This window comes from Xenorhabdus sp. SGI 60 (genome assembly GCF_056632175.1).
Genome location: NZ_CP196860.1, coordinates 2,679,803 through 2,698,798, shown reverse-complemented (window position 1 = coordinate 2,698,798; position 18,996 = coordinate 2,679,803). Strand labels below are relative to the sequence as shown.

Annotated in this window: 18 protein-coding genes and 2 pseudogenes; 9 read left to right on the top strand and 11 right to left on the bottom strand. The window is 44.3% G+C overall.

The genetic code is table 11. From position 1 onward, the window contains the following. Window positions 1–28: 28 nt before the first annotated feature. Genes ACSJJG_RS12425 through ACSJJG_RS12415 form a run of 3 tightly spaced genes read right to left on the bottom strand, consistent with a single transcriptional unit; the run spans window position 29 to window position 1,253 of the window. The gene (locus tag ACSJJG_RS12425) at window positions 29–175 is read right to left on the bottom strand and encodes a hypothetical protein (protein ID WP_481089554.1); all 147 of its coding nucleotides are present in this window, start codon (window positions 173–175) and stop codon (window positions 29–31) included. Between the two features lie 43 nt (window positions 176–218). Beyond that, a complete protein-coding gene (gene sseA / locus ACSJJG_RS12420; protein ID WP_481089553.1) occupies window positions 219–1,058 on the bottom strand; it encodes a 3-mercaptopyruvate sulfurtransferase in 840 nt (279 codons plus the stop codon). A 39-nt stretch (window positions 1,059–1,097) separates the two neighbouring features. Next, window positions 1,098–1,253, bottom strand: coding sequence for a hypothetical protein (locus ACSJJG_RS12415; protein WP_481089552.1), 156 nt, complete (start codon window positions 1,251–1,253; stop codon window positions 1,098–1,100). Between the two features lie 291 nt (window positions 1,254–1,544). Here ACSJJG_RS12415 and dinG point away from each other — a divergent pair, with 291 nt between their 5' ends. Continuing rightward, the gene (gene dinG, locus ACSJJG_RS12410) at window positions 1,545–3,656 is read left to right on the top strand and encodes an ATP-dependent DNA helicase DinG (protein ID WP_481089551.1); all 2,112 of its coding nucleotides are present in this window, start codon (window positions 1,545–1,547) and stop codon (window positions 3,654–3,656) included. A gap of 436 nt (window positions 3,657–4,092) precedes the next feature. Here the strand turns inward: dinG and ACSJJG_RS12405 are convergent, their stop codons facing one another. Next, window positions 4,093–4,317: an alkylphosphonate utilization protein gene (locus ACSJJG_RS12405; RefSeq protein ID WP_047766925.1), complete on the bottom strand. Its 225-nt coding sequence runs from the start codon at window positions 4,315–4,317 to the stop codon at window positions 4,093–4,095. 189 nt (window positions 4,318–4,506) lie between these two features. After that, window positions 4,507–4,875, bottom strand: a pseudogene (dps, locus tag ACSJJG_RS12400) (DNA starvation/stationary phase protection protein Dps); the annotation flags it as partial. 86 nt (window positions 4,876–4,961) lie between these two features. Between dps and tnpA the strand changes: the two are divergent. The 3 genes and pseudogenes from tnpA to ACSJJG_RS12385 form a co-directional block, all read left to right on the top strand. Beyond that, entirely contained in the window at window positions 4,962–5,186 is a 225-nt protein-coding gene (tnpA, locus tag ACSJJG_RS12395) for an IS66 family insertion sequence element accessory protein TnpA (protein ID WP_481089550.1), read from the top strand. After that, window positions 5,140–5,649: an IS66 family insertion sequence element accessory protein TnpB gene (gene tnpB / locus ACSJJG_RS12390; RefSeq protein ID WP_481089549.1), complete on the top strand. Its 510-nt coding sequence runs from the start codon at window positions 5,140–5,142 to the stop codon at window positions 5,647–5,649. Before tnpA ends, tnpB begins: the two co-directional genes overlap by 47 nt. Before the next feature lie 11 nt (window positions 5,650–5,660). Continuing rightward, a pseudogene (locus tag ACSJJG_RS12385) lies at window positions 5,661–5,855 on the top strand (IS66 family transposase); the annotation flags it as partial. A gap of 248 nt (window positions 5,856–6,103) precedes the next feature. Here the strand turns inward: ACSJJG_RS12385 and rhtA are convergent. Beyond that, window positions 6,104–6,994: a threonine/homoserine exporter RhtA gene (gene rhtA / locus ACSJJG_RS12380; RefSeq protein ID WP_481089548.1), complete on the bottom strand. Its 891-nt coding sequence runs from the start codon at window positions 6,992–6,994 to the stop codon at window positions 6,104–6,106. A gap of 281 nt (window positions 6,995–7,275) precedes the next feature. Between rhtA and ACSJJG_RS12375 the strand changes: the two genes are divergently transcribed. After that, window positions 7,276–7,740 carry an N-acetyltransferase family protein gene (locus tag ACSJJG_RS12375; protein WP_481089547.1) on the top strand — a complete coding sequence of 155 codons (465 nt, stop codon included), beginning with the start codon at window positions 7,276–7,278 and terminating at the stop codon, window positions 7,738–7,740. A gap of 98 nt (window positions 7,741–7,838) precedes the next feature. On the opposite strand, the gene ACSJJG_RS12370 is transcribed toward ACSJJG_RS12375, so the two are convergent. Beyond that, entirely contained in the window at window positions 7,839–8,840 is a 1,002-nt protein-coding gene (locus tag ACSJJG_RS12370; RefSeq protein ID WP_481089546.1) for a Gfo/Idh/MocA family protein, read from the bottom strand. A 264-nt stretch (window positions 8,841–9,104) separates the two neighbouring features. Here ACSJJG_RS12370 and ACSJJG_RS12365 point away from each other — a divergent pair, with 264 nt between their 5' ends. Continuing rightward, window positions 9,105–10,700: an ABC-F family ATPase gene (locus ACSJJG_RS12365; RefSeq protein WP_481089545.1), complete on the top strand. Its 1,596-nt coding sequence runs from the start codon at window positions 9,105–9,107 to the stop codon at window positions 10,698–10,700. A gap of 79 nt (window positions 10,701–10,779) precedes the next feature. Here the strand turns inward: ACSJJG_RS12365 and moeB are convergent, their stop codons facing one another. Together moeB and moeA are read right to left on the bottom strand one after the other, a co-directional pair. Beyond that, window positions 10,780–11,535: a molybdopterin-synthase adenylyltransferase MoeB gene (moeB, locus tag ACSJJG_RS12360; RefSeq protein ID WP_481089544.1), complete on the bottom strand. Its 756-nt coding sequence runs from the start codon at window positions 11,533–11,535 to the stop codon at window positions 10,780–10,782. A gap of 68 nt (window positions 11,536–11,603) precedes the next feature. Next, complete coding sequence (gene moeA, locus ACSJJG_RS12355) at window positions 11,604–12,860, bottom strand: molybdopterin molybdotransferase MoeA (RefSeq protein WP_481089543.1); 1,257 nt, start codon at window positions 12,858–12,860, stop codon at window positions 11,604–11,606. 208 nt (window positions 12,861–13,068) lie between these two features. Here moeA and ACSJJG_RS12350 point away from each other — a divergent pair, with 208 nt between their 5' ends. The 3 genes from ACSJJG_RS12350 (at window position 13,069) to yeiB (ending at window position 16,267) form a co-directional block, all read left to right on the top strand. Beyond that, window positions 13,069–14,253, top strand: a complete 1,185-nt coding sequence (locus ACSJJG_RS12350; RefSeq protein WP_481089542.1) for a YbfB/YjiJ family MFS transporter — start codon at window positions 13,069–13,071, stop codon at window positions 14,251–14,253. A gap of 172 nt (window positions 14,254–14,425) precedes the next feature. Next, window positions 14,426–15,094, top strand: a complete 669-nt coding sequence (gene folE, locus ACSJJG_RS12345) for a GTP cyclohydrolase I FolE (RefSeq protein ID WP_481089541.1) — start codon at window positions 14,426–14,428, stop codon at window positions 15,092–15,094. Window positions 15,095–15,133: 39 nt separating this feature from the next. Continuing rightward, on the top strand, window positions 15,134–16,267 hold the full coding sequence (yeiB, locus tag ACSJJG_RS12340) for a DUF418 domain-containing protein YeiB (RefSeq protein ID WP_481089540.1): 1,134 nt from the start codon (window positions 15,134–15,136) through the stop codon (window positions 16,265–16,267). Between the two features lie 80 nt (window positions 16,268–16,347). Here yeiB and sanA read toward each other — a convergent pair whose 3' ends face one another. Together sanA and ACSJJG_RS12330 are read right to left on the bottom strand one after the other, a co-directional pair. Next, complete coding sequence (gene sanA, locus ACSJJG_RS12335; protein WP_481089539.1) at window positions 16,348–17,070, bottom strand: outer membrane permeability protein SanA; 723 nt, start codon at window positions 17,068–17,070, stop codon at window positions 16,348–16,350. A 210-nt stretch (window positions 17,071–17,280) separates the two neighbouring features. Continuing rightward, window positions 17,281–18,978: an NAD-dependent malic enzyme gene (locus tag ACSJJG_RS12330; RefSeq protein ID WP_481089538.1), complete on the bottom strand. Its 1,698-nt coding sequence runs from the start codon at window positions 18,976–18,978 to the stop codon at window positions 17,281–17,283. Window positions 18,979–18,996: the final 18 nt, after the last annotated feature.

Genomic DNA, 18,996 nt, shown 5'->3' with positions numbered 1-18,996 from the left:
TGTTGTGCTGGGATCGTCATGGTATTGGTTAATGCTGGAGGATAGCATCAAGGTGTTGTGCGGGCTGTGCTTGGTGATGAGTTTGCTGGAAACGGCCAACGCGAACGGTCATGAACCCTGGGGCGTGGTTACGTGATGTCCTGCGCCAGTTACTCAATAGTACAAGAAAGGGCATATTATTTTGATGCCCTTTCTTGCTCTTTATTATTGCCAATAGCCTATTTTTCTAATGGAAGTGAAGCATCGGCTCCCCATTCAGCCCAGGAGCCATCGTATAATCCCGCTTCTTTATGACCAATCATATCAAGCCCCAGAACTAAAACCGCGGCTGTCATACCAGAACCACAACTGGTAATTATGGGTTGGCTTAAATCAATGCCCTGTTTGCGGAATATTGCTGCAATTTCTTCTCTTGGCTTATAGCTCCCATTATCAATCAGGGCTGTCCACGGAACATTTTTAGCGCCGGGAAGGTGTCCCATTCTCAAACCTGGACGGGGTTCTGGCACTTTTGCCTGAAAACGGTCTTCTGCCCTGGCATCCACAAATTGTACCGCGACATTGTTACGGATAGCATCAAGGATTTGTGCCTGGAAACAGACTTTTTCAGGGGTAAACTGAACATTGAAAAGTTCGGCGGGGCGAGTCACTTTTCCTGATTCGGTTGGATAACCGGCCTGCTGCCAGCCTTGTAAACCCCCTTCGAGAATACGGATGTGACGGGCACCAAAGATTCTGAATGTCCACCATGCCCGTGGAGCGGAAAACATATTGCCTTGATCGTAAATTACCACCAGATGATTTTCACTGATGCCCATTTTGCTAACAGCCTGACGGAAAGTTTCTGGCTCCGGCAGCATGTGTGGCAGATTGGTTTGTAGATTAGCAACCTTATCAAGATCAAAAAATTGTGCACCTGGAATGTGTTTTTCTGACCAAAGTTGATGATAATCGATGGATTGGGTAGGCATTGGGGCACTGGCATCAACGACGACGACATTCTTATCATAGAGATGCTCGTTCAACCATTGTGGACTGACAAAATATTCATTTTTCATGCGCTTTCTCATCGGGTGTTATGATACAGGCCAATGTATTTATTGCTGCCCTGTTGGCGTATTTTCCTGCTGCGTCTGTTGTGGCTCCTCTGCTGGTGTGGTTGAGCGGGTATATATATTCATCCCTGCCAGAAAGATCCCACCAATTGAGCCGATGGAAAATAATATGATGATAATGAGCAGGATTTTTTTCATCTCTGTATCCAATAAGGTTTTAAGAAAAAAGAGTTATACAGTTATAAAAGGCTAAAAGATAGAAAGCCAAAAGTATATCGGCTTCTACACGCCAGACAAGCGGTAACCGATTTTCTGATATTAACAATAAAAAAGCTGGAAACTGTTTCGCAGGAATAACCATATAAAGCTGATTTTAGATCAGTTCTATGGGAAGATTATTTCCTTGCCAAATTGTGGGCATGCGTTTGGATAGTAAAGACAAAAATATGATGAAAAAAATAGCCCTCCAATTTTTAAGCAGCAAAACTTATGGCACTTTCTAGTTCAATAAAAAATCAGGTTAGTCAATGGTATAAATCGTTATCTACCCATATTGATGGTTTCATTCCACGCGCTCCTCAACGCCAAATGATTGCAGAGGTTGCCAAAACATTGGCGGATGAAGAGGGGCGGCATTTAGTGATAGAAGCCCCAACGGGGGTAGGAAAAACGTTGTCTTATTTAATCCCAGGAATTGCTGTCGGTCGGGCAGAGCAAAAACCATTGGTGGTTAGTACAGCCAACGTTGCCCTGCAAGATCAAATTTACAGCAAGGATTTGCCGTTGCTGCGTAAAATTATTCCTGATCTGAAATTCACGGGCGCTTTTGGTCGGGCGCGTTATGTCTGCCCGCGCAACTTGGAGGCCATTTGTGCCGCAGAAGGGGAGCAGATTGATTTGATGTTTCTGGTCGAAGACCAGACTGAAATTGCTAATAGTGAAGAGCGGGAATTATGTCGCCGATTGCGCAGTGATTATACGACGTTTGCCTGGGATGGCTTACGTGATCACCATAAACTGGCACTGGCGGATTCACTATGGGCAAAAATCAGTACGGATAAGGTGAACTGCCTGGCCCGCAATTGCCAGTTTTACCATCGTTGCCCATTTTTCCTTGCCCGCAGGGAAATTGAAGATGCAGATGTCATCGTTGCCAATCACTCTTTGGTTATGGCGGCGCTGGAAAGTGAATCGGTTTTACCGGAGGCAAAAAATCTGCTGTTGGTTCTGGATGAAGGGCACCATATTCCCGAAGTGGCAAGGGATGCACTGGAAGTTGAAGGGGAAATAACCTTATTCCAGTTTAATGGGCAGCTAGATACATTTGTCCGTCATGTAGAACAATACCTGGTTCAATTTCGGCCGACAAAACCGCCTGCTTTGGCAAATATTCCTCGATTACAGACCCATTGTGCAACAATCCGTGAATACTTTAAGGAATTGGCGGAGATAACACAGGCGCTATTGCCTGAACGTGGCGAAGCGGAAGAATACCTGTTCGAACTGGGAAAGTTACCGGAGAGTTTACTGCTATGCTGCCAGCAATTATTTAAACTCACTGATAGATTGCGTAGTTTGGCAGAAGCAATTTTAAATGATTTGAGCGATCAGACCGCCAAACAAGATATTGTCCGTTTGCATCGTGCTATTTTGCAAGCCAGCCGAACATTAGGCTATTTTGAGAATATGACAAAACTGTGGCGTTTGGCTTCACAAGAAGAATCTTCCCATGCGCCGATATCCAAATGGTTAACGCGACGCTATGAGAAAAATCAATCACATCTCTATCTTCATTGTGCGGGCATTCGGGTCAGCGAACAATTAACTCAGATACTATGGCGTACTATCCCCCATATTATAGTGACATCGGCCACGTTGTGTTCACTGAATAGCTTTTCCCGCATTCAGGAACTTACCGGATTACACGAAAATTATGGTGATCGTTTTATCAGCCTGTCATCGCCTTTTGAACATGTACGACAAGGGCGTTTGGTTATTCCTCAAATGACGCAGGAACCGACCATTCAAAATGAAATGCAGCATCTCGAGGAAATGTCGCGCTATTTTTGCTCTCAGGTGATGGCAGGGAAACATCGGGGAATGTTGGTACTTTTTAGCAGCCAACGAGCAATGGAAGGGTTCCTGACTTTCGTTACAGACTTGCGGTTGGTGTTATTGGTACAAGGTGATCAACCTCGTTATCGATTGGTAGAAACGCATTGCAAGCGAATTGATGAGGGACAAACCAGCGTTCTGGTTGGATTGCAGTCATTTGCAGAAGGATTGGATCTAAAAGGTGATTATCTTTCACAAGTCCATATCCATAAAATTGCATTCCCTCCCGTAACCAATCCGGTGATTATTACTGAAAGCGCATGGCTGAAATCTTTAAAACGTTATCCATTTGAAGTACAGAGTTTACCTAGTGCCTCTTTTAACTTGATCCAACAAGTGGGGAGGCTAATTCGCAGCCATGAGTGTTATGGTGATGTAGTGATTTATGACAATCGGTTATTCACCAAACGTTATGGTTCACGTTTATTGAATGCTTTGCCGGTATTTCCCATCGAACGGCCAGTCGCGCCAGCGGAAAAGGAATAAATAACTCACAGATGGGTTATTTATCCCATTATGCTGCATCAATATTCTGATAAATTTATTTTTATCTGATAAATTTATTTTTTATCCTAAAACAGAATGCATATATGCCTGCCATCATTAAAATTATTGAGTACCTTAACAATGACGGGTATATGCTCTAAATTAAAAAAATAAGGTTAAACTTACAGACCTGTGAAGTTTCAACTTTTCAATAGGGTTGAAACGCCGTACCTATTGGTGCATACATATGCTATATATCTCTTTAAGGCAAAATTGATATTTTTTGGCGGAAAAACTTAAATTGGAAAGGATAACAGTCAGTTGTCTGATTCAATATAATCAATGCCATTCGATTTTGAACGCTATTAAGAAAAAAGGATAAATAATATAAGAATTAATATTATTTATCCTTTAAGCAAAAATGAGTTTGTAATCGTTATTTATCTACTTTTTTCAGGAAGCAGGTTTTCAAGACTAACCCCTTAATTTTATCGGCATTGCACTCAATCTCGTCTTCACGGTGGGTCAGGCGGATGTTTTTGATCAGTGTGCCGCGTTTCAGTGTCTTGGAAGTGCCTTTAACTTTCAAGTCCTTGATAACCTGCACTGAGTCGCCGTCATCCAGTAATGCGCCGTTAGAATCTTTGACTTCGTTATCCATCTTATAGAATCCTCATGTTTATTTTTGAATCAAACAGGGATTATAGAGAGAAAAATGATTTTTTTAAAGGTTTGTGGGATTTTTAAGGGTATAACTTCTTTTTTTAATGTTTTTTCCATCAATAATGGACATTGATGTTAAAAAGGCCACGAATGTGGCCTTAACTCAATGAAGAATAATATTTTTATTTTATTGCTCAATATTGGCTTCGATAAACCATAAAAATTTGTCGAGATCACGGGATGCCGCAGTAAACATATCCGCAGTGTCTTCATCTTCCGCATCAATGATCGCCTGACGGATATCATTAGCAACAACAGCATAGCGATCAGCCAGCACCTTTAGATGATCCTGTACATCGTGAATATCTGTTGGGTAGCTTTTCAGGGGGGTACGTTTATACACTTCCTGGACAGTGCCCAGCGCCGTTCCACCTAATTGGACTGCTCGCTCTGCAAATGTATCAAGATGTTCCATAATGGAATGACGAAAATCATCCAGCATTTCATGAATGGCAATGAAATTACGGCCACGCATGTTCCAGTGAGCCTGTTTAGTTGGATGTAAGCGCCTAATTAACCCCACATACCTGACTGGTTAATCTTTTGTCATAGTGTGTTTTCTTTTTGAGAAGGGGAACCACCATGACATTGACTGAAAAACAACAGCACTGGGCAGCGGTTATCGAGACCCGGAAACAGAGCGGACTGACGGTGACCGCGTTTTGCCAGCACCATGAGATTAATCTCGCCACCTTTTACTATTGGTCCAAAAAACTTCGGCAACAGTCTGAGCCGCAGCGCCTGCATCCCGTTGTGCTTGATGAATATCCCGGATACCGGACATCCCGTCATACTCTGCCTGCCTAACGGGATCCGGGTTGAGTTACCCGCGGCGTTATCCACTCCGCACAGATCCGCCACTGGATTGAGGCGCTGCGATGATACCGTGTGCACGATCTATATAGTGTCCGGTCACACCGACATGCGAAAATCTATCGACGGGCTGGCGGGGATCGTTGATGCCCTCGGCCTCGATCCGCTCAGTGACGCCGGATTTATTTTCTGCAACCGCCATCGCGATAAACTCAAGATTTTATTCTGGGATACCAACGGCTTCTGGCTTTACTATCGCCGGCTGGAAAGGGGCCGCTTTTCAGTGGCCTGCACCGAAAACCGACGGGACGGTGCACATTACGCGACCGCAACTGAACTGGCTGTTATCGGGGCTGACCCTCTCGCCTCCCCGCGCTCATCAGCCCTTACGGGGATTAAAAGTGTATCCGTGACCTTTTTACCGCCGGTTGGCTGTCACACTCCGGCTTTCCCCTGAGAGCCTGAATAATGACTGACCTGCCGGATGATATTGACCAACTGAAAGCCCTCGTCTGCCAGCTTCAGGCCGCGAATCAGGCGCAGGCATCCACCGTTCAAATCAAACAACTGCTCGAACAGCTCAACCTGAGCAAATCGAAACGCTTTGGCAAACAAAGTGAAAAAACCGACAAAGGCACGTTCAACGAGGCGGAACAGCAGGATTAACATGGATAGATCGATAAATTGGGTCACCATATGATTTAAGGCAGTAATCGTTCTCTGTTTAATACCTTCATCAAGATTGTTTCGGGTATAAATCAGGCCAGAAGGTTGGGTTTTGATTAAATTTGCGGTATTCATAATAATATCCCCTTAATTCTGAGTAATGAGTTATCTCATTAGATAGAATAAATTTAGTTGATTATCTGCCGGAAGTCATATTGCTTATCTCTATCGAATTAATAGTTATATTATTCTATTTTTTCTATTTTAGTTTTTCGCTTAATGGTCGAGGTAGAGCCTATGGAAGCACAAATAATGCAGAAAAGGGCAATCCACTGAGTCTTTGCCAAATGCTCATTAAGGAAGATGATACCCGATAATGCTCCCAACGCAGGTTCAAGGCTCATTAATGTCCCGAATGTTTTGGCTGGCAGGCGAGTAAGGGCAATCATCTCCAGAGTGTAAGGAAACGCGGTGGATAAAATGGCGATCCCCAGGGCAATTGGCAATAGAGACGCATCGAACAGGAGTTCAGGGCCAGTTTGTATTAATCCAATTGGGAAGAAGATAAAGGCAGCAATGAGTGAACCGATAGAGACTGTCGCGGCACCATAGCCCGCCCCGGCACGTTGCCCAAAAATAATATAAAGCGCCCAAAAAACACCGGCTCCCAATGCGTACAAAATACCGATAGGATCGAGTGTATTGACGCTATTCCCGATTGGCAGCAGGAAGCTTAATCCGGCAATGACTAAGGCAATCCAGAGAAAGTCCAGAGGGCGGCGGGAAGAAAACATGGCTACTGCTAAAGGTCCGGTAAACTCAAGTGCAACGGCAACGCCGAGCGGGATTCGGGATAAGGACATATAGAACAGGTAGTTCATTGCCCCCAAAGAAATGCCGTAGGCAAAAAGCGGGAGCAATGAAGAACGCTGAAACTTCAACCGCCACGGTTTAAAAATCAGAAATAGGATAATCGTGCCTAATGCAAGTCTCAGGGCTGTGACACCGGGAGCACCAATGACAGGAAATATTGTTTTAGCCAGTGAAGCCCCGGCTTGAATTGATGTCATTGACAGTAACAATAAAATCACAGGAAGCAGTGAAAAAGAAGCTGCCCGATGCTTGGAAAGAGACATTTTAAAGAAACCTCAGTTACAACGTGTTATTTAAGGGTGCCATCTTCGCAGTGAAACAGATATAACTCAACAGTATTATCAGTTGTATGCTTATTAGTAGGGCCATGATCTCCTGATTGTCATGTTTAATAAAAAAGCGAATGGATATTTCCTGCAAGAAAAACCTCGTTATATGGCAATTGTTGAACAAAATCTGGCTATACTACCTGATCGTTTAAAAGTTATATTGTTTCTTCAGTGAAAATTTATATTAACTAATTGAAAATAATGGAGAGAGTCTAATGATAATAAGAACGGCTACTATGCAGGATATTGAGGCTATTTTATCTCTTTATAGTATATTGTTTAGTGAAATGGCTGCGTTACAGCCGGATAGAATACAATTGGCTGAACAAGACAGAGGTTTTATTGCTTCCAATATCAATAACGATAAGTTTCATTTACTGGTTGCGGAAGATGGGAATGGCAGTATTAAAGGTTTTGCTATTGCCCAGGAGCAAAAGACCCCCCCTTTTAATTGCCTGGTGCCGAGAACTTACGGTTATGTTTTTGACTTGATGGTAAGTCAGGATGCCAGAAACCTTGGAGTTGGCCAGAAGTTATTGGCTGGTATGAAAAAGTGGGCGCAAGAAAACCATTATTCACACCTCGAACTGAGTGTATTATCCCAGAATGTTGATGCGATACGCTTTTATATTAGGGAAGGGTATCAAGAGGCCAGCAGAACGATGGCAATTACTTTGTGAGCAAAAATAATATATTAAAACCATCAAAGGTTATACTTTGATGGTTATTTTATTAGTTGGTTTACTCTTCGTGTTTTTAAACAGTAACACTAAGCTATTTAGGAAATAATATTTGCAGCAGCACGATACTCTTTTAATACTTCATCAATAACCCAACTGGTGCGGGCGGCAGATTCACACGTGGATGGACAATTGCCATTGCCTTGTATGTTATTAATCACTTTCTGAATTAATGGCATCTGGATATGTTGGGGATTTTCGAAATGATATTGGTGTAGTTGGTTATTTTCGTCATAGTATGAAATGGGGGAATCACCAAATGTGGCAAAAACGATTTTGCCTTTTGTACCGATAATTTCGACTTTATCCTCACGATAACTGGCGACAAAATTCCAAATACCAACTCCCTGAACATGATTCTCGAACATAAATGACATGGAAACGCAGTCTTCGGCGGGATAGGCTTTTGCCTGTGAATTGGCATGTCCTTTGACGGAGGTGATTTTTCCCAGCAGAAAATCCAATATATCGAGTGTATGACAAGCTAAATCAACAAATAGGCCACCACCTGATATTTCTGGTTTTACAAACCAGGGTAAATTATCAGGATCTTGATAGACAGGTGCCATTTCCCTGAATTGCATGCAATTGACTATCCGTGGTATACCAATTACTCCAGAATCAATTAATTCTTTTATTTTAATAAACCTCGGTAATGCCCTGCGGTAATAAGCGACGAACAGGGGAACTTTTTGAAATCGGCAGATGGCAATCATTTCGTTGCATTCTTCAAATGTTAATGCCATTGGTTTTTCGACATAAACACTTTTTCCAGCTTGTGCTGCCAAAATAGTATATTTCTTATGGGTAGAAGGTGGGGTCGCAATATAAACAGCATCAACTTCTGGATCATTAATTAAAGATTCGGCATCCGAATACCATTTTCGGATATTGTGACGCTTGGCAAAATCTTTGGCTAAATCTGCATTGCGGCGCATGACAGCGACTAATTCTGAATTCTCCAGTTTATAAAAAGCAGGTCCACTTTTTACTTCTGTTACATCACCACAACCTATAATACCCCATCTTACTTTTTGCATTGTGTTTTTCCGATATATCAACTGGTTGATTTGTAAAATATAGAGGAAAGTCTATAGTAGTACCGGTTTCTATTCTATATTTCTCTGTTCAAAAGATTAGTTTCTTTTATAAAAAAATGATTAATATTCAGTGTGTTATTTGAGGTGTTGCCCTGATTTTAAAAGTGGGTAACGCATTCTGGCGATACTTTTCTTCTGTTGTGGCATAATGCGCGGCTATCGATTTTATAAACTCCTTTTTTATTCACTTTAAGAGCAACAGTTGTGTTAAGTACAAACAACATCACTATGCAGTTTGGCAGTAAGCCACTGTTTGAAAATATTTCTGTCAAATTCGGCAACGGTAACCGCTATGGTTTGATTGGTGCGAATGGGGCAGGTAAATCTACTTTCATGAAAATTTTGGGCCGAGATTTAACCCCAACCTCCGGTAATGTCAGCCTTGATCCTAATGAACGTTTGGGTAAGTTGCGTCAGGATCAGTTTGCTTTCGAAGAATATACCGTGCTGGATACCGTCATCATGGGGCATAAGGAGCTGTGGGAGGTCAAACAGGAGCGTGACCGTATTTATGCGATGGCAGAAATGAGCGAAGAAGATGGCTATCGTGTCGCAGATCTGGAAGTCGCTTATGGTGAGATGGATGGTTACAGTGCAGAAGCGCGTGCCGGCGAATTGTTGCTGGGAGTCGGCATTCCCGTGGAGCAGCATTATGGCTTGATGAGTGCAGTAGCGCCGGGCTGGAAATTGCGAGTATTGTTGGCACAAGCCCTGTTTTCCGATCCTGATGTTCTGCTGCTCGATGAGCCAACCAATAACCTGGATATCGATACCATCCGCTGGTTGGAACAGGTGTTGAACGAACGTAACAGCACCATGATTATCATTTCCCATGACCGTCATTTCCTGAATACCGTATGTACTCATATGGCTGATTTGGACTATGGCTCGCTGCGCTTGTTCCCTGGCAACTATGATGAGTATATGATTGCCGCCACGCAAGCTCGTGAACGTTTGCTTGCCGATAATGCCAAGAAAAAGGCGCAAATTGCTGACTTGCAGGCATTCGTTAGCCGTTTCAGCGCTAATGCTTCTAAGTCTAAACAGGCGACTTCCCGTGCCCGTCAGATTGATAAGATCCAGTTGGAAGAGGTGAAGGCTTCCAGCCGCCAGAATCCTTATATCCGCTTTGAACAAGAGAAAAAACTGTTCCGCAATGCGCTGGAATTGGAGGGATTGACCAAGGGATATGATAACGAACCACTGTTTAAAAATCTAAATCTGCTGATGGAAGTCGGCGAAAAGATGGCGGTTATCGGTGAAAACGGTATCGGTAAAACGACCCTCCTGAAGACGCTGGTGGGTGAGGAAACGCCAAATAGCGGCGCCATTAAATGGTCTGAAAATAGCACGATTGGTTATTATGCACAGGATCATGCCAGTGATTTTAACTGTGATATGACGGTGTTTGAGTGGATGAGCCAATGGAAGCGCGAAGGCGATGATGAGCAGGCAGTACGCAGTATTCTGGGTCGCTTGTTGTTTGGGCAGGATGATATCAAGAAGAAAGTGGGTGTGCTTTCCGGTGGTGAACAAGGCCGGATGCTGTTTGGCAAACTGATGATGCACAAGCCTAACATTCTGGTGATGGATGAACCCACTAACCACCTGGATATGGAATCTATCGAATCTTTGAACCTGGCGCTGGAACTTTATCAGGGAACGCTGATTTTCGTCTCCCATGACCGCGCCTTTGTGAGTTCACTGGCTAGCCGTATTTTGGAAATTAAATCCGACAAGGTTATTGATTTTAAAGGTACTTATGATGAGTATCTGAGAAGTCAGGGTATTGTCGAGTAATCCTTTGATATTAGCAGAAAAACATCCGGCTTAATTGGGCTGGATGTTTCTTTATCAGAATAAGTCTCCAACGACATATTCATTGTGACTGGCAAACTTCACATAAGGGATCTTGCAGCAACGTTATTTGGCGAAATTGCATTGTCATTGCATCGAAAAATAATACCTTGCTATGACAGGTTTGCCCGTATTGGGTCAATAGCTTAATGGTTTCCATCGCCTGCAATGAACCGATAGTTCCGACCAATGGCGCCATGACACCTGCTTCAACACAAGTCAGGCTGTTTTCACCAAACAAGCGGCTCAGGCAACGGTAACAGGGCGTTTCCGGTTGGTAAGTAAAGACAGAAAGCTGGCCTTCCATGCGGATAGCCGCACCTGAAACCAATGTTATCTTACGTCCATAACACAGGCGATTGAGTTGTTCACGAATGGCAACATTATCTGTACAGTCGAGCACAATTTCATGTTGGCCGATTAATTCATCTAACGCCGGATCATCCAACAGCCCTTCAATGGGATTGATAGTGATGTGTGGATTGATCTCCCGCAGGGTCAGCGCCGCGGAATGCACTTTTGCCATACCAATGCGCTCATCACGGTGGAGGATTTGCCGTTGCAGATTGGAAAGGGAAACCGTGTCAAAATCCAGCAGGGTCATTGTCCCAATACCCGCTGCCGCAAGATATTGGGAAGCGGCGCAACCAAGCCCTCCAGCCCCCACTATCAACACGTTGGCTGATTTTAATGTTTCCTGCCCGTCGAAATCAAAACCACGTAAGACAATTTGTCTGTTATAACGCAAGGTTTCTTCATCAGTAAGTTCGACCGCCATTTTTCACTATCTTCTTATGATTGGTTTTTCGGTTATTGGTTTTTCAATGTTTTTTATTGGTCTTTTAATTATTGGTCTTTTAATAAATAGTTAAAAAACTCGATTTGCACGGTTTCACCCGCAGCAACATGCCCACGTTCCCATTCCAACACAATAAAACAGTTGCCGAGGCTATATGAACTAAAAATATGGGAGCCTTGATGCCCCGTAGTTTGCACTTCTAATTCACCCTGTTCATTAAGTGAAGCAATACCACGTTGGAAATCCAACCTGCCGGGGGATTTTTTCAAAGGTGTTGTCGTCTTGGCTGTGAGACGCATAGGTGATTGCCATGCAGTAAAACCCGATAGGTGGGCAATCAACGGTTGTACCAATTGGTAGAACGTGAGCACGGCTGATACAGGGTTGCCTGGCAAGCCGCAGAACCAGGCATTTTCCAATTTACCAAAGGCGAAAGGTTTACCCGGCTTGATGGCGAGTTTCCAAAAACTAATTTTTCCTGCTTCGTCTAAAATCTGTTTGGTGTAATCCGCTTCACCAACCGAAACGCCACCACTGCTGATCACTAAATCAGCTTGTTTATCTGCTTCAATAAAAGTCTGGCGCAATGCATCAGGATCATCGCGGATTACGCCAAGATCGATGATTTCACAATCCAGTTTTTCCAGCATCAGGCGAATAGCAAATCGGTTGGTATCGTAAATTTGGCCTGCCTGTAAGGGTTCACCGATAGCTTGTAACTCGTCACCGGTAGAAAAAATGGCCACTTTCAGCTTGCGGACAACATCAATCGTAGCAATGCCTAGCGAAGCAATCAGCGGTAATTGTGCTGTGGAGAGCTTAATCCCTTTTGGCAAGACCACCGCATTCTGGCTGATATCTTCCCCAATGGTGCGAATGTTCTGCCCCGGTTTTACCGGATGGGTGAAGCGAATTCCCATTTCGGTAGCCTCCGTTTGTTCTTGCATCACAACGGCATCAGCGCCAGAAGGAATGGGAGCACCGGTCATAATGCGGATGCAACTGCCGTTCGGCCATTCCTGCTGAAACGGCATACCTGCCAGCGCCTTGCCTGCCACTGGTAAGGTGGGGTTTTCGTTAAGATCTGCAAGGCGAATGGCATAACCATCCATTGCTGAGTTATCAAACGAGGGTACGTTGATCGGGGAAATGATATCAGTGGCGGTAATTCTGCCCACAGATTCGGTCAGATTAATGGTTTCTGTCGTGATCAGAGGAGTCGCAGTGAGGGGAACGGTGTGTGTCAGTAATGTTTCTAGTGCTTGCTCAAGAGAGATTAAGTCTGAGGTATGACAGTGATCCATAAGAAACTCCCTATATGCCGCAAATGGCGGACAAGTGTTTATTCTTGTATTGGATGCATTATGGCAAAGATTGCATTGATGGGGAATGACCGGCAATGGTGACTGCCACAGAGAGAGGTTGTTAAGAAAAGATGTATATTATATTCATGATTTGTTATAACTGAATGATGCCCTCCAAAACAATTAACTTCATTACTATTTAATCACTATGAAAAATCAGTCTGTTACATCTGGTCGTCGTAATTATCAAGCTTTTCAGATTGCATTAAGCGGTTTTCTCGCTTTGGTTGTTGCCATGGGAATAGGACGCTTCACTTTTACCCCACAAGTTCCATTGATGATTGCTGAATCACAACTCACATTAACGAGTGCGGGGATAGTCGCAGCATTCAATTACCTCGGTTATCTGGCGGGTTCTTATGATGCCATGCGAGCGCAACGTTTTGTGGAATACCGTTTGTGGAGCGGTTTGTGGGGAGCCGTCATTATCACCCTGCTTTCCGCATTGTTGGATGGACCGATATTGCACAGTATTGCCCGCTTTTTTATCGGTTGGGCCAGTGGTTGGACGTTGGTATTGGTAGCTGCATGGGCGAATGATGAATTGGCAAAATTAAATCGTCCGGGGCTGAGTGCGGCTGTTTTCTCAGGGACAGGGCTGGGGATCTTTATTAGTGGTATGCTGGCAATTGGTATCCAATCCTGGCAGATGAGCGCAGCCAGTGCATGGATGTTATATGGTATTTTGGCGCTGTTATTCAGTGTTTACGTCAGTCGCTATCTGCCCCGCAGCGGTGAATTGCACCGTCCGCAAACCGCGAACGAAACACTGAGCCTGACACCGGAAATCAAGCGATTGGTGTGGTGCTATAGTCTGGCTGGATTTGGCTATATTTTGCCTGCGACGTTTCTTTCCCAAATAGCGACAGCGCGTTTTCCTGATAGCTTGTTTGCCCAATTTGTCTGGCCAATATTTGGCGGTGCTTCGGTCGTTGGCATCATGTTGGGAATTTTGTTGCGTAATGTATCAACATCCCAAATCCGTCTGGCGGTTACGTTATGGCTCCAGGCACTCGGTATCTTGATTGCGGAAATGTTATCAGGCATTGGCGGCTTGATGGTTGGGGCATTACTGATTGGCGGTGGCTTTATGTGTGTGGTACAGCTTGCTTTACAGTATGGCCGTGAATTGGCTCCCAATCATGCCCGCTATATGGCGGGATTGCTGACCACGGGCTATGCGCTGGGGCAATTGGTAGGGCCAATGTTATCCGCGACTTCGACATGGCTGACAGGCAAATTAGAACCTGCTTTGTATATCGCATTTATTGGGTTGCTCATTGCCGGTTTACTGGTATTTTATCGCACCAATACCTATCGTGAACCATCCTGATTTGGTGCATTGATGATGTACAGGTATAGTTATGCGCTCGCGTATACGATATATGCGTAGAACAAGATAAATAAAGTCGATATTGTGTGGTATTACATATCGCTGATATCTGCGTAAAATAAGCGCCCTGATTTCCCGTCAAGTAACGGAAATATTTACCTTGGAGAAACTGATGTCATCCCTAAGTACAGAAGCTGCGCTGGTGCATTCGGCACTGATTGACCGTGGTCTTGAAACCCCATTGCGTGAACAAACTTTGGAGCCAGAGGTGCGTAAGGTACGCATTAAGGAACACATGACAGAAATTATGAAGCTGTTAAATCTCGATTTGAGTGATGACAGTCTGGCAGATACGCCCGGTCGTATCGCCAAAATGTATGTGGATGAGATATTCTCAGGGTTGGACTATAACAATTTCCCGAAAATTACGCTGATAGAAAATAAAATGAAAGTGGATGAAATGGTGACAGTGCGTGATATTACGATGACCAGCACTTGTGAACACCATTTTGTCACTATTGATGGCAAAGCTACGGTTGCTTATATTCCAAAGGATAAGGTCATTGGTTTGTCAAAGATTAACCGTATTGTCCAGTTTTTTGCGCAGCGCCCACAAGTGCAGGAACGCTTAACACAGCAGATCCTGATTGCATTACAAACCCTGCTTGGCACAAATAACGTCGCCGTTTCCATTGATGCTGTCCATTATTGCGTGAAAGCGCGCGGCATTCGTGATGCGACCAGTACGACGACGACGACTTCTCTGGGAGGGTTATTTAAAACCAGCCAGAATACACGGCAGGAATTCCTGCGTGCCGTGCGTCATCTGCATTTGTCATGATGAATTTCTATTATCATGAAACAGAGTTGTAATGGGGTAATGTGTCAGAGAATTGAGGTACTTGATAGTGTGCGTGGTTTTGCCATTTTGGGAATATTGTTGCTGAACATTTCCAGTTTTGCTTTGCCATATGCAGCTTCCATGAATTTGTTTTATAAAGATTCAGTCTCGTTCTCTGATGTGATGACATGGTCTGTCTTGAATACCTTTACTCAGGGAAAATTCCTGTTCATCTTGACGCTGTTGTTCGGAGCATCACTCGAATTGCTTCGGCAGCGGGGACGAGATTGGAATATTTCCAGGCTACTGGTTTTGGCTGTTATTGGTTTGTTGCATGGTGTTTTGCTATGGGATGGTGACATTTTGTTGTCATATAGCGTTGTTGGCTTATTGGCATGGCGTTTTATCAATACCCGTCAAAAGTTGTTTGGTACAGCGGCGACTTTCTATTTATTCGGCATAATGATGTTTTACCTTCTGGGGCTGTTTCCCTTAGGGGAAAATAATTCATTCTGGCAGCCTACACCGGAAGATATTTCTTATGAAAGTTACTGGAAAATGTATGGTGGATTATTGGCTATAGAATACCGTATTCGTCAGATAAGCGGGGCGATGATTGTGGTGATTGTGCAATATGGCTGGCAATTAATCGGAGTCATGCTTTGTGGCGCGATGTTACTGCGTAATGGTTGGTTGAAAGGGGAGTTTAGCCATAAGCATTACCGCCGTTTGGCGCTATGTCTGATCCCTGCTGGTATGGCAATTCAGGGTATTGCTTTGTCGATACAATACTTATATCCCTACAGTTATTTTGCATCCTGGACTGTCCGTTACACCATTACTGAATTGGCAACACCGTTGCTGGCATTGGCTTATATCGCATTGGTCTATGGGTTTTGGCCTGCCATTTCGCGTTGGAAAATCACGTTTTGGCTCCGGCAGGTCGGTAAAATGGCACTGAGCAGCTACTTGTTACAAACACTGATTTGTACCACACTTTTTTATCGCGTTGAGTTATTTGGGCAGTTTGGCCGTTTGGAGTTAATGGCATTTATTCCCTTTATCTGGGCATTGAATATTGGGTTTGCTTGCTGGTGGTTGAAACGTTATTCTCAGGGACCGATGGAAAAGCTCTGGCGCAGCTTAACAGCAAAGTTGGCAGGTAAGGTTTAGAGAGCCGTAAACCCTCGCCCAGTGCGGGCGGGGAGTATAGGTGCAGTTTATTGTCGGTAAACTGCAACTTTTATCTATTCTTATTTCTTTTGTGGCTTCCTGTCTAATTCCTGTAACTCCGCTGGCGATACCGCAGGGTAACCTTGAATTCCTGTTGGTACGGTATGTGGCGCAGGGATAGGCATTAATGGGCCTAAAAAGCGCGGTTCACGTTTTAAAATATAGAGATCAGTCAAGGCACCGAGACGAGCCAATACTTCCCTGAGACGGATCGTCATCATATTCTTGGGAGAGGGAACCACATAACATTGTGCTTCTATACCAAAATGCATAGCGATAAACAAGGCTCGTTCGCAGTGGAAGCGCTGAGTGATGATAGTAAAATCGTTGGTATCAAAGACCTTACGGGTTCTGACAACTGAGTCCAATGTTCTGAAACCGGCAAAATCCATCACAATATTACTGACCGGAATTCCTGCCTTGATCAAATCCTTCCGCATGGTAATTGGCTCATTATAACTATGCTGGGCGTTATCTCCGCTCAATAGCAGGTATTTGACTTTACCGCTGTTGTAAGCGTTAACCGCGCCCTGGATCCGATAGAAATAATATTGGTTATATGTACCGGTTTTATAATATTTGGATGTACCGAGTACCATACCGACTTCTCGCTCAGGCAGTTGCCTGACATCATCAAAAATGTAAGGAGCGGTTTTCCAGCTAACCCAACGGTCAAGCATAATGGCTGCTAGTATAAGAACAGCAATGATAAAAATGAAACCCGTAATCAAGCGCTTCCACATGATTTTTGTTTGCCTTATATGTGTTGATGAGCCAATGCCGTAAAGGCTACTTGACTTGAAATATCGAAGCAAGTTTTGGGGGGATCATATCGGGACTACACTGATTCAATTTAAAAAATATAAAGCAATTACTTATGATTTATCCGACCAGATTATTATTTGATTACTTTATCAAGCCTGCCAATATTATTGGCAGGCTTATTACCAATATCAGAATGAAGTGCGTTTATAGACGCGATATTCTGGTTTCCAGAAATTGCGTTCAATCGCTTCATCCAACGCATCTTCCGATGTAACAATCGCTACGCCTTGAATTTGGGCTTTTTTCGCTACTTCTTTGGCTATTTTGCGGGAAACATCCTGGATGTCATCAATCAGTGGCAACAATGGGCCAGAGCCTGTTTGCGCCAGCGGTGAACAATCCGCTAATGCGCGGCTGGCAGCCATCAACATATCATCGGTAACACGTTTGGCGCCGGCAGCGATAACACCTAAGCCGATCCCTGGGAAGATATAGGAGTTGTTGCATTGTGCGATTGGATATTCCTGACCGTCATATTTTACTGGTGCAAACGGGCTTCCTGTAGCGACCAATGCTTTGCCTTCCGTCCAGTTGATGATGTCTTCCGGGCGAGCTTCCACACGTGATGTTGGGTTGGACAGAGGCATCACGATAGGACGTTCACAATGTTTGTGCATTTCACGGATGATCCCTTCGGTAAATAGACCAGATTGACCAGAAACACCAATCAGGACCGTAGGTTTGGCATTGCGAACCACGTCCATCAATGAGAGAGAATCGCTGGTGATATCCCACGATTGCAAGGCGGTGCTTTTCTGTACCAATGCACTTTGGAAATCCAGTAAGTTTGGCAGCTTGTCAGTGAGGAGGCCAAAGCGGTCAACCATAAACACGCGGGCACGAGCTTGTTCATCACTCAATCCTTCAGATTTCATTTGGGCAATGATCTGCTCTGCAATACCACAGCCAGCAGAGCCGGCACCGAGGAATGCCACGGTTTGGTCTTTCAATTGGCGGCCGGCGGCACGGCTGGCGGCAATCAGGCTACCTAAAGCAACAGCTGCGGTGCCCTGGATGTCATCATTGAAGCAGCAAAGCTCATCGCGATAGCGGTTCAACAGCGGCATGGCGTTGTTCTGGGCAAAATCTTCAAATTGCAGCAGTACGTTAGGCCAGCGACGTTTTACGGCCTGAATAAACTCATCGACAAATTCATCGTACTCTTTGCCAGTAATGCGTGGATGACGCCAGCCCATATACAGAGGGTCATTGAGGCGCTGTGGGTTATTGGTTCCTACATCCAGAACCACAGGCAGGGTATAAGCAGGGCTGATCCCGCCACAAGAGGTATACAGCGACAGTTTACCGATAGGAATACCCATGCCGCCGATTCCCTGATCACCCAGACCAAGAATGCGCTCACCATCGGTAACAACGATAACTTTTACATTCTGCTTGGTGGCATTTTGCAGCATATCATCGATGTAAGCCCGATTTGGGTAGGAGATAAACAAGCCACGGGCACGGCGGTAAATATCAGAAAAGTGTTCACACGCTTCACCAACGGTTGGCGTGTAGATAATAGGCATCATTTCGCTTAAGTGGGCATCAAGGAGGCGATAGAACAGCGTTTCGTTGGTGTCCTGAATATTCCTTAAATAAATGTGTCTATCGATATCGTATTTGAAATCGCAATATTGGCGGTAGGCGCGTTCGGCCTGCTCTTCTATTGTTTCAACGGCCTGCGGCAATAAGCCGTGTAAATTGAAATTACTACGTTCTTCTTCTGTAAAGGCACTGCCTTTATTCAGCAGAGGAAATTCCAACAAGATAGGACCAGCGTAGGGAATATAGAGAGGACGTTTACTTTCGTGTTCCAGTTCCATGATGCTTACTCTTTGAAC

Coding starts and splice junctions, on each gene's coding strand:
- moeA (WP_481089543.1), bottom strand. CDS start 12,860: ATGGATCACTGTCATACCTCAGACTTAATCTCTCTTGAGCAAGCACTA.
- dinG (WP_481089551.1), top strand. CDS start 1,545: ATGGCACTTTCTAGTTCAATAAAAAATCAGGTTAGTCAATGGTATAAA.
- ACSJJG_RS12330 (WP_481089538.1), bottom strand. CDS start 18,978: ATGGAACTGGAACACGAAAGTAAACGTCCTCTCTATATTCCCTACGCT.
- ACSJJG_RS12370 (WP_481089546.1), bottom strand. CDS start 8,840: ATGCAAAAAGTAAGATGGGGTATTATAGGTTGTGGTGATGTAACAGAA.
- sanA (WP_481089539.1), bottom strand. CDS start 17,070: ATGTGGAAGCGCTTGATTACGGGTTTCATTTTTATCATTGCTGTTCTT.
- ACSJJG_RS12415 (WP_481089552.1), bottom strand. CDS start 1,253: ATGAAAAAAATCCTGCTCATTATCATCATATTATTTTCCATCGGCTCA.
- ACSJJG_RS12405 (WP_047766925.1), bottom strand. CDS start 4,317: ATGGATAACGAAGTCAAAGATTCTAACGGCGCATTACTGGATGACGGC.
- sseA (WP_481089553.1), bottom strand. CDS start 1,058: ATGAAAAATGAATATTTTGTCAGTCCACAATGGTTGAACGAGCATCTC.
- tnpA (WP_481089550.1), top strand. CDS start 4,962: ATGACATTGACTGAAAAACAACAGCACTGGGCAGCGGTTATCGAGACC.
- moeB (WP_481089544.1), bottom strand. CDS start 11,535: ATGGCGGTCGAACTTACTGATGAAGAAACCTTGCGTTATAACAGACAA.
- ACSJJG_RS12425 (WP_481089554.1), bottom strand. CDS start 175: ATGCCCTTTCTTGTACTATTGAGTAACTGGCGCAGGACATCACGTAAC.
- ACSJJG_RS12375 (WP_481089547.1), top strand. CDS start 7,276: ATGATAATAAGAACGGCTACTATGCAGGATATTGAGGCTATTTTATCT.
- rhtA (WP_481089548.1), bottom strand. CDS start 6,994: ATGTCTCTTTCCAAGCATCGGGCAGCTTCTTTTTCACTGCTTCCTGTG.
- folE (WP_481089541.1), top strand. CDS start 14,426: ATGTCATCCCTAAGTACAGAAGCTGCGCTGGTGCATTCGGCACTGATT.
- ACSJJG_RS12350 (WP_481089542.1), top strand. CDS start 13,069: ATGAAAAATCAGTCTGTTACATCTGGTCGTCGTAATTATCAAGCTTTT.
- yeiB (WP_481089540.1), top strand. CDS start 15,134: ATGTGTCAGAGAATTGAGGTACTTGATAGTGTGCGTGGTTTTGCCATT.
- tnpB (WP_481089549.1), top strand. CDS start 5,140: ATGAATATCCCGGATACCGGACATCCCGTCATACTCTGCCTGCCTAAC.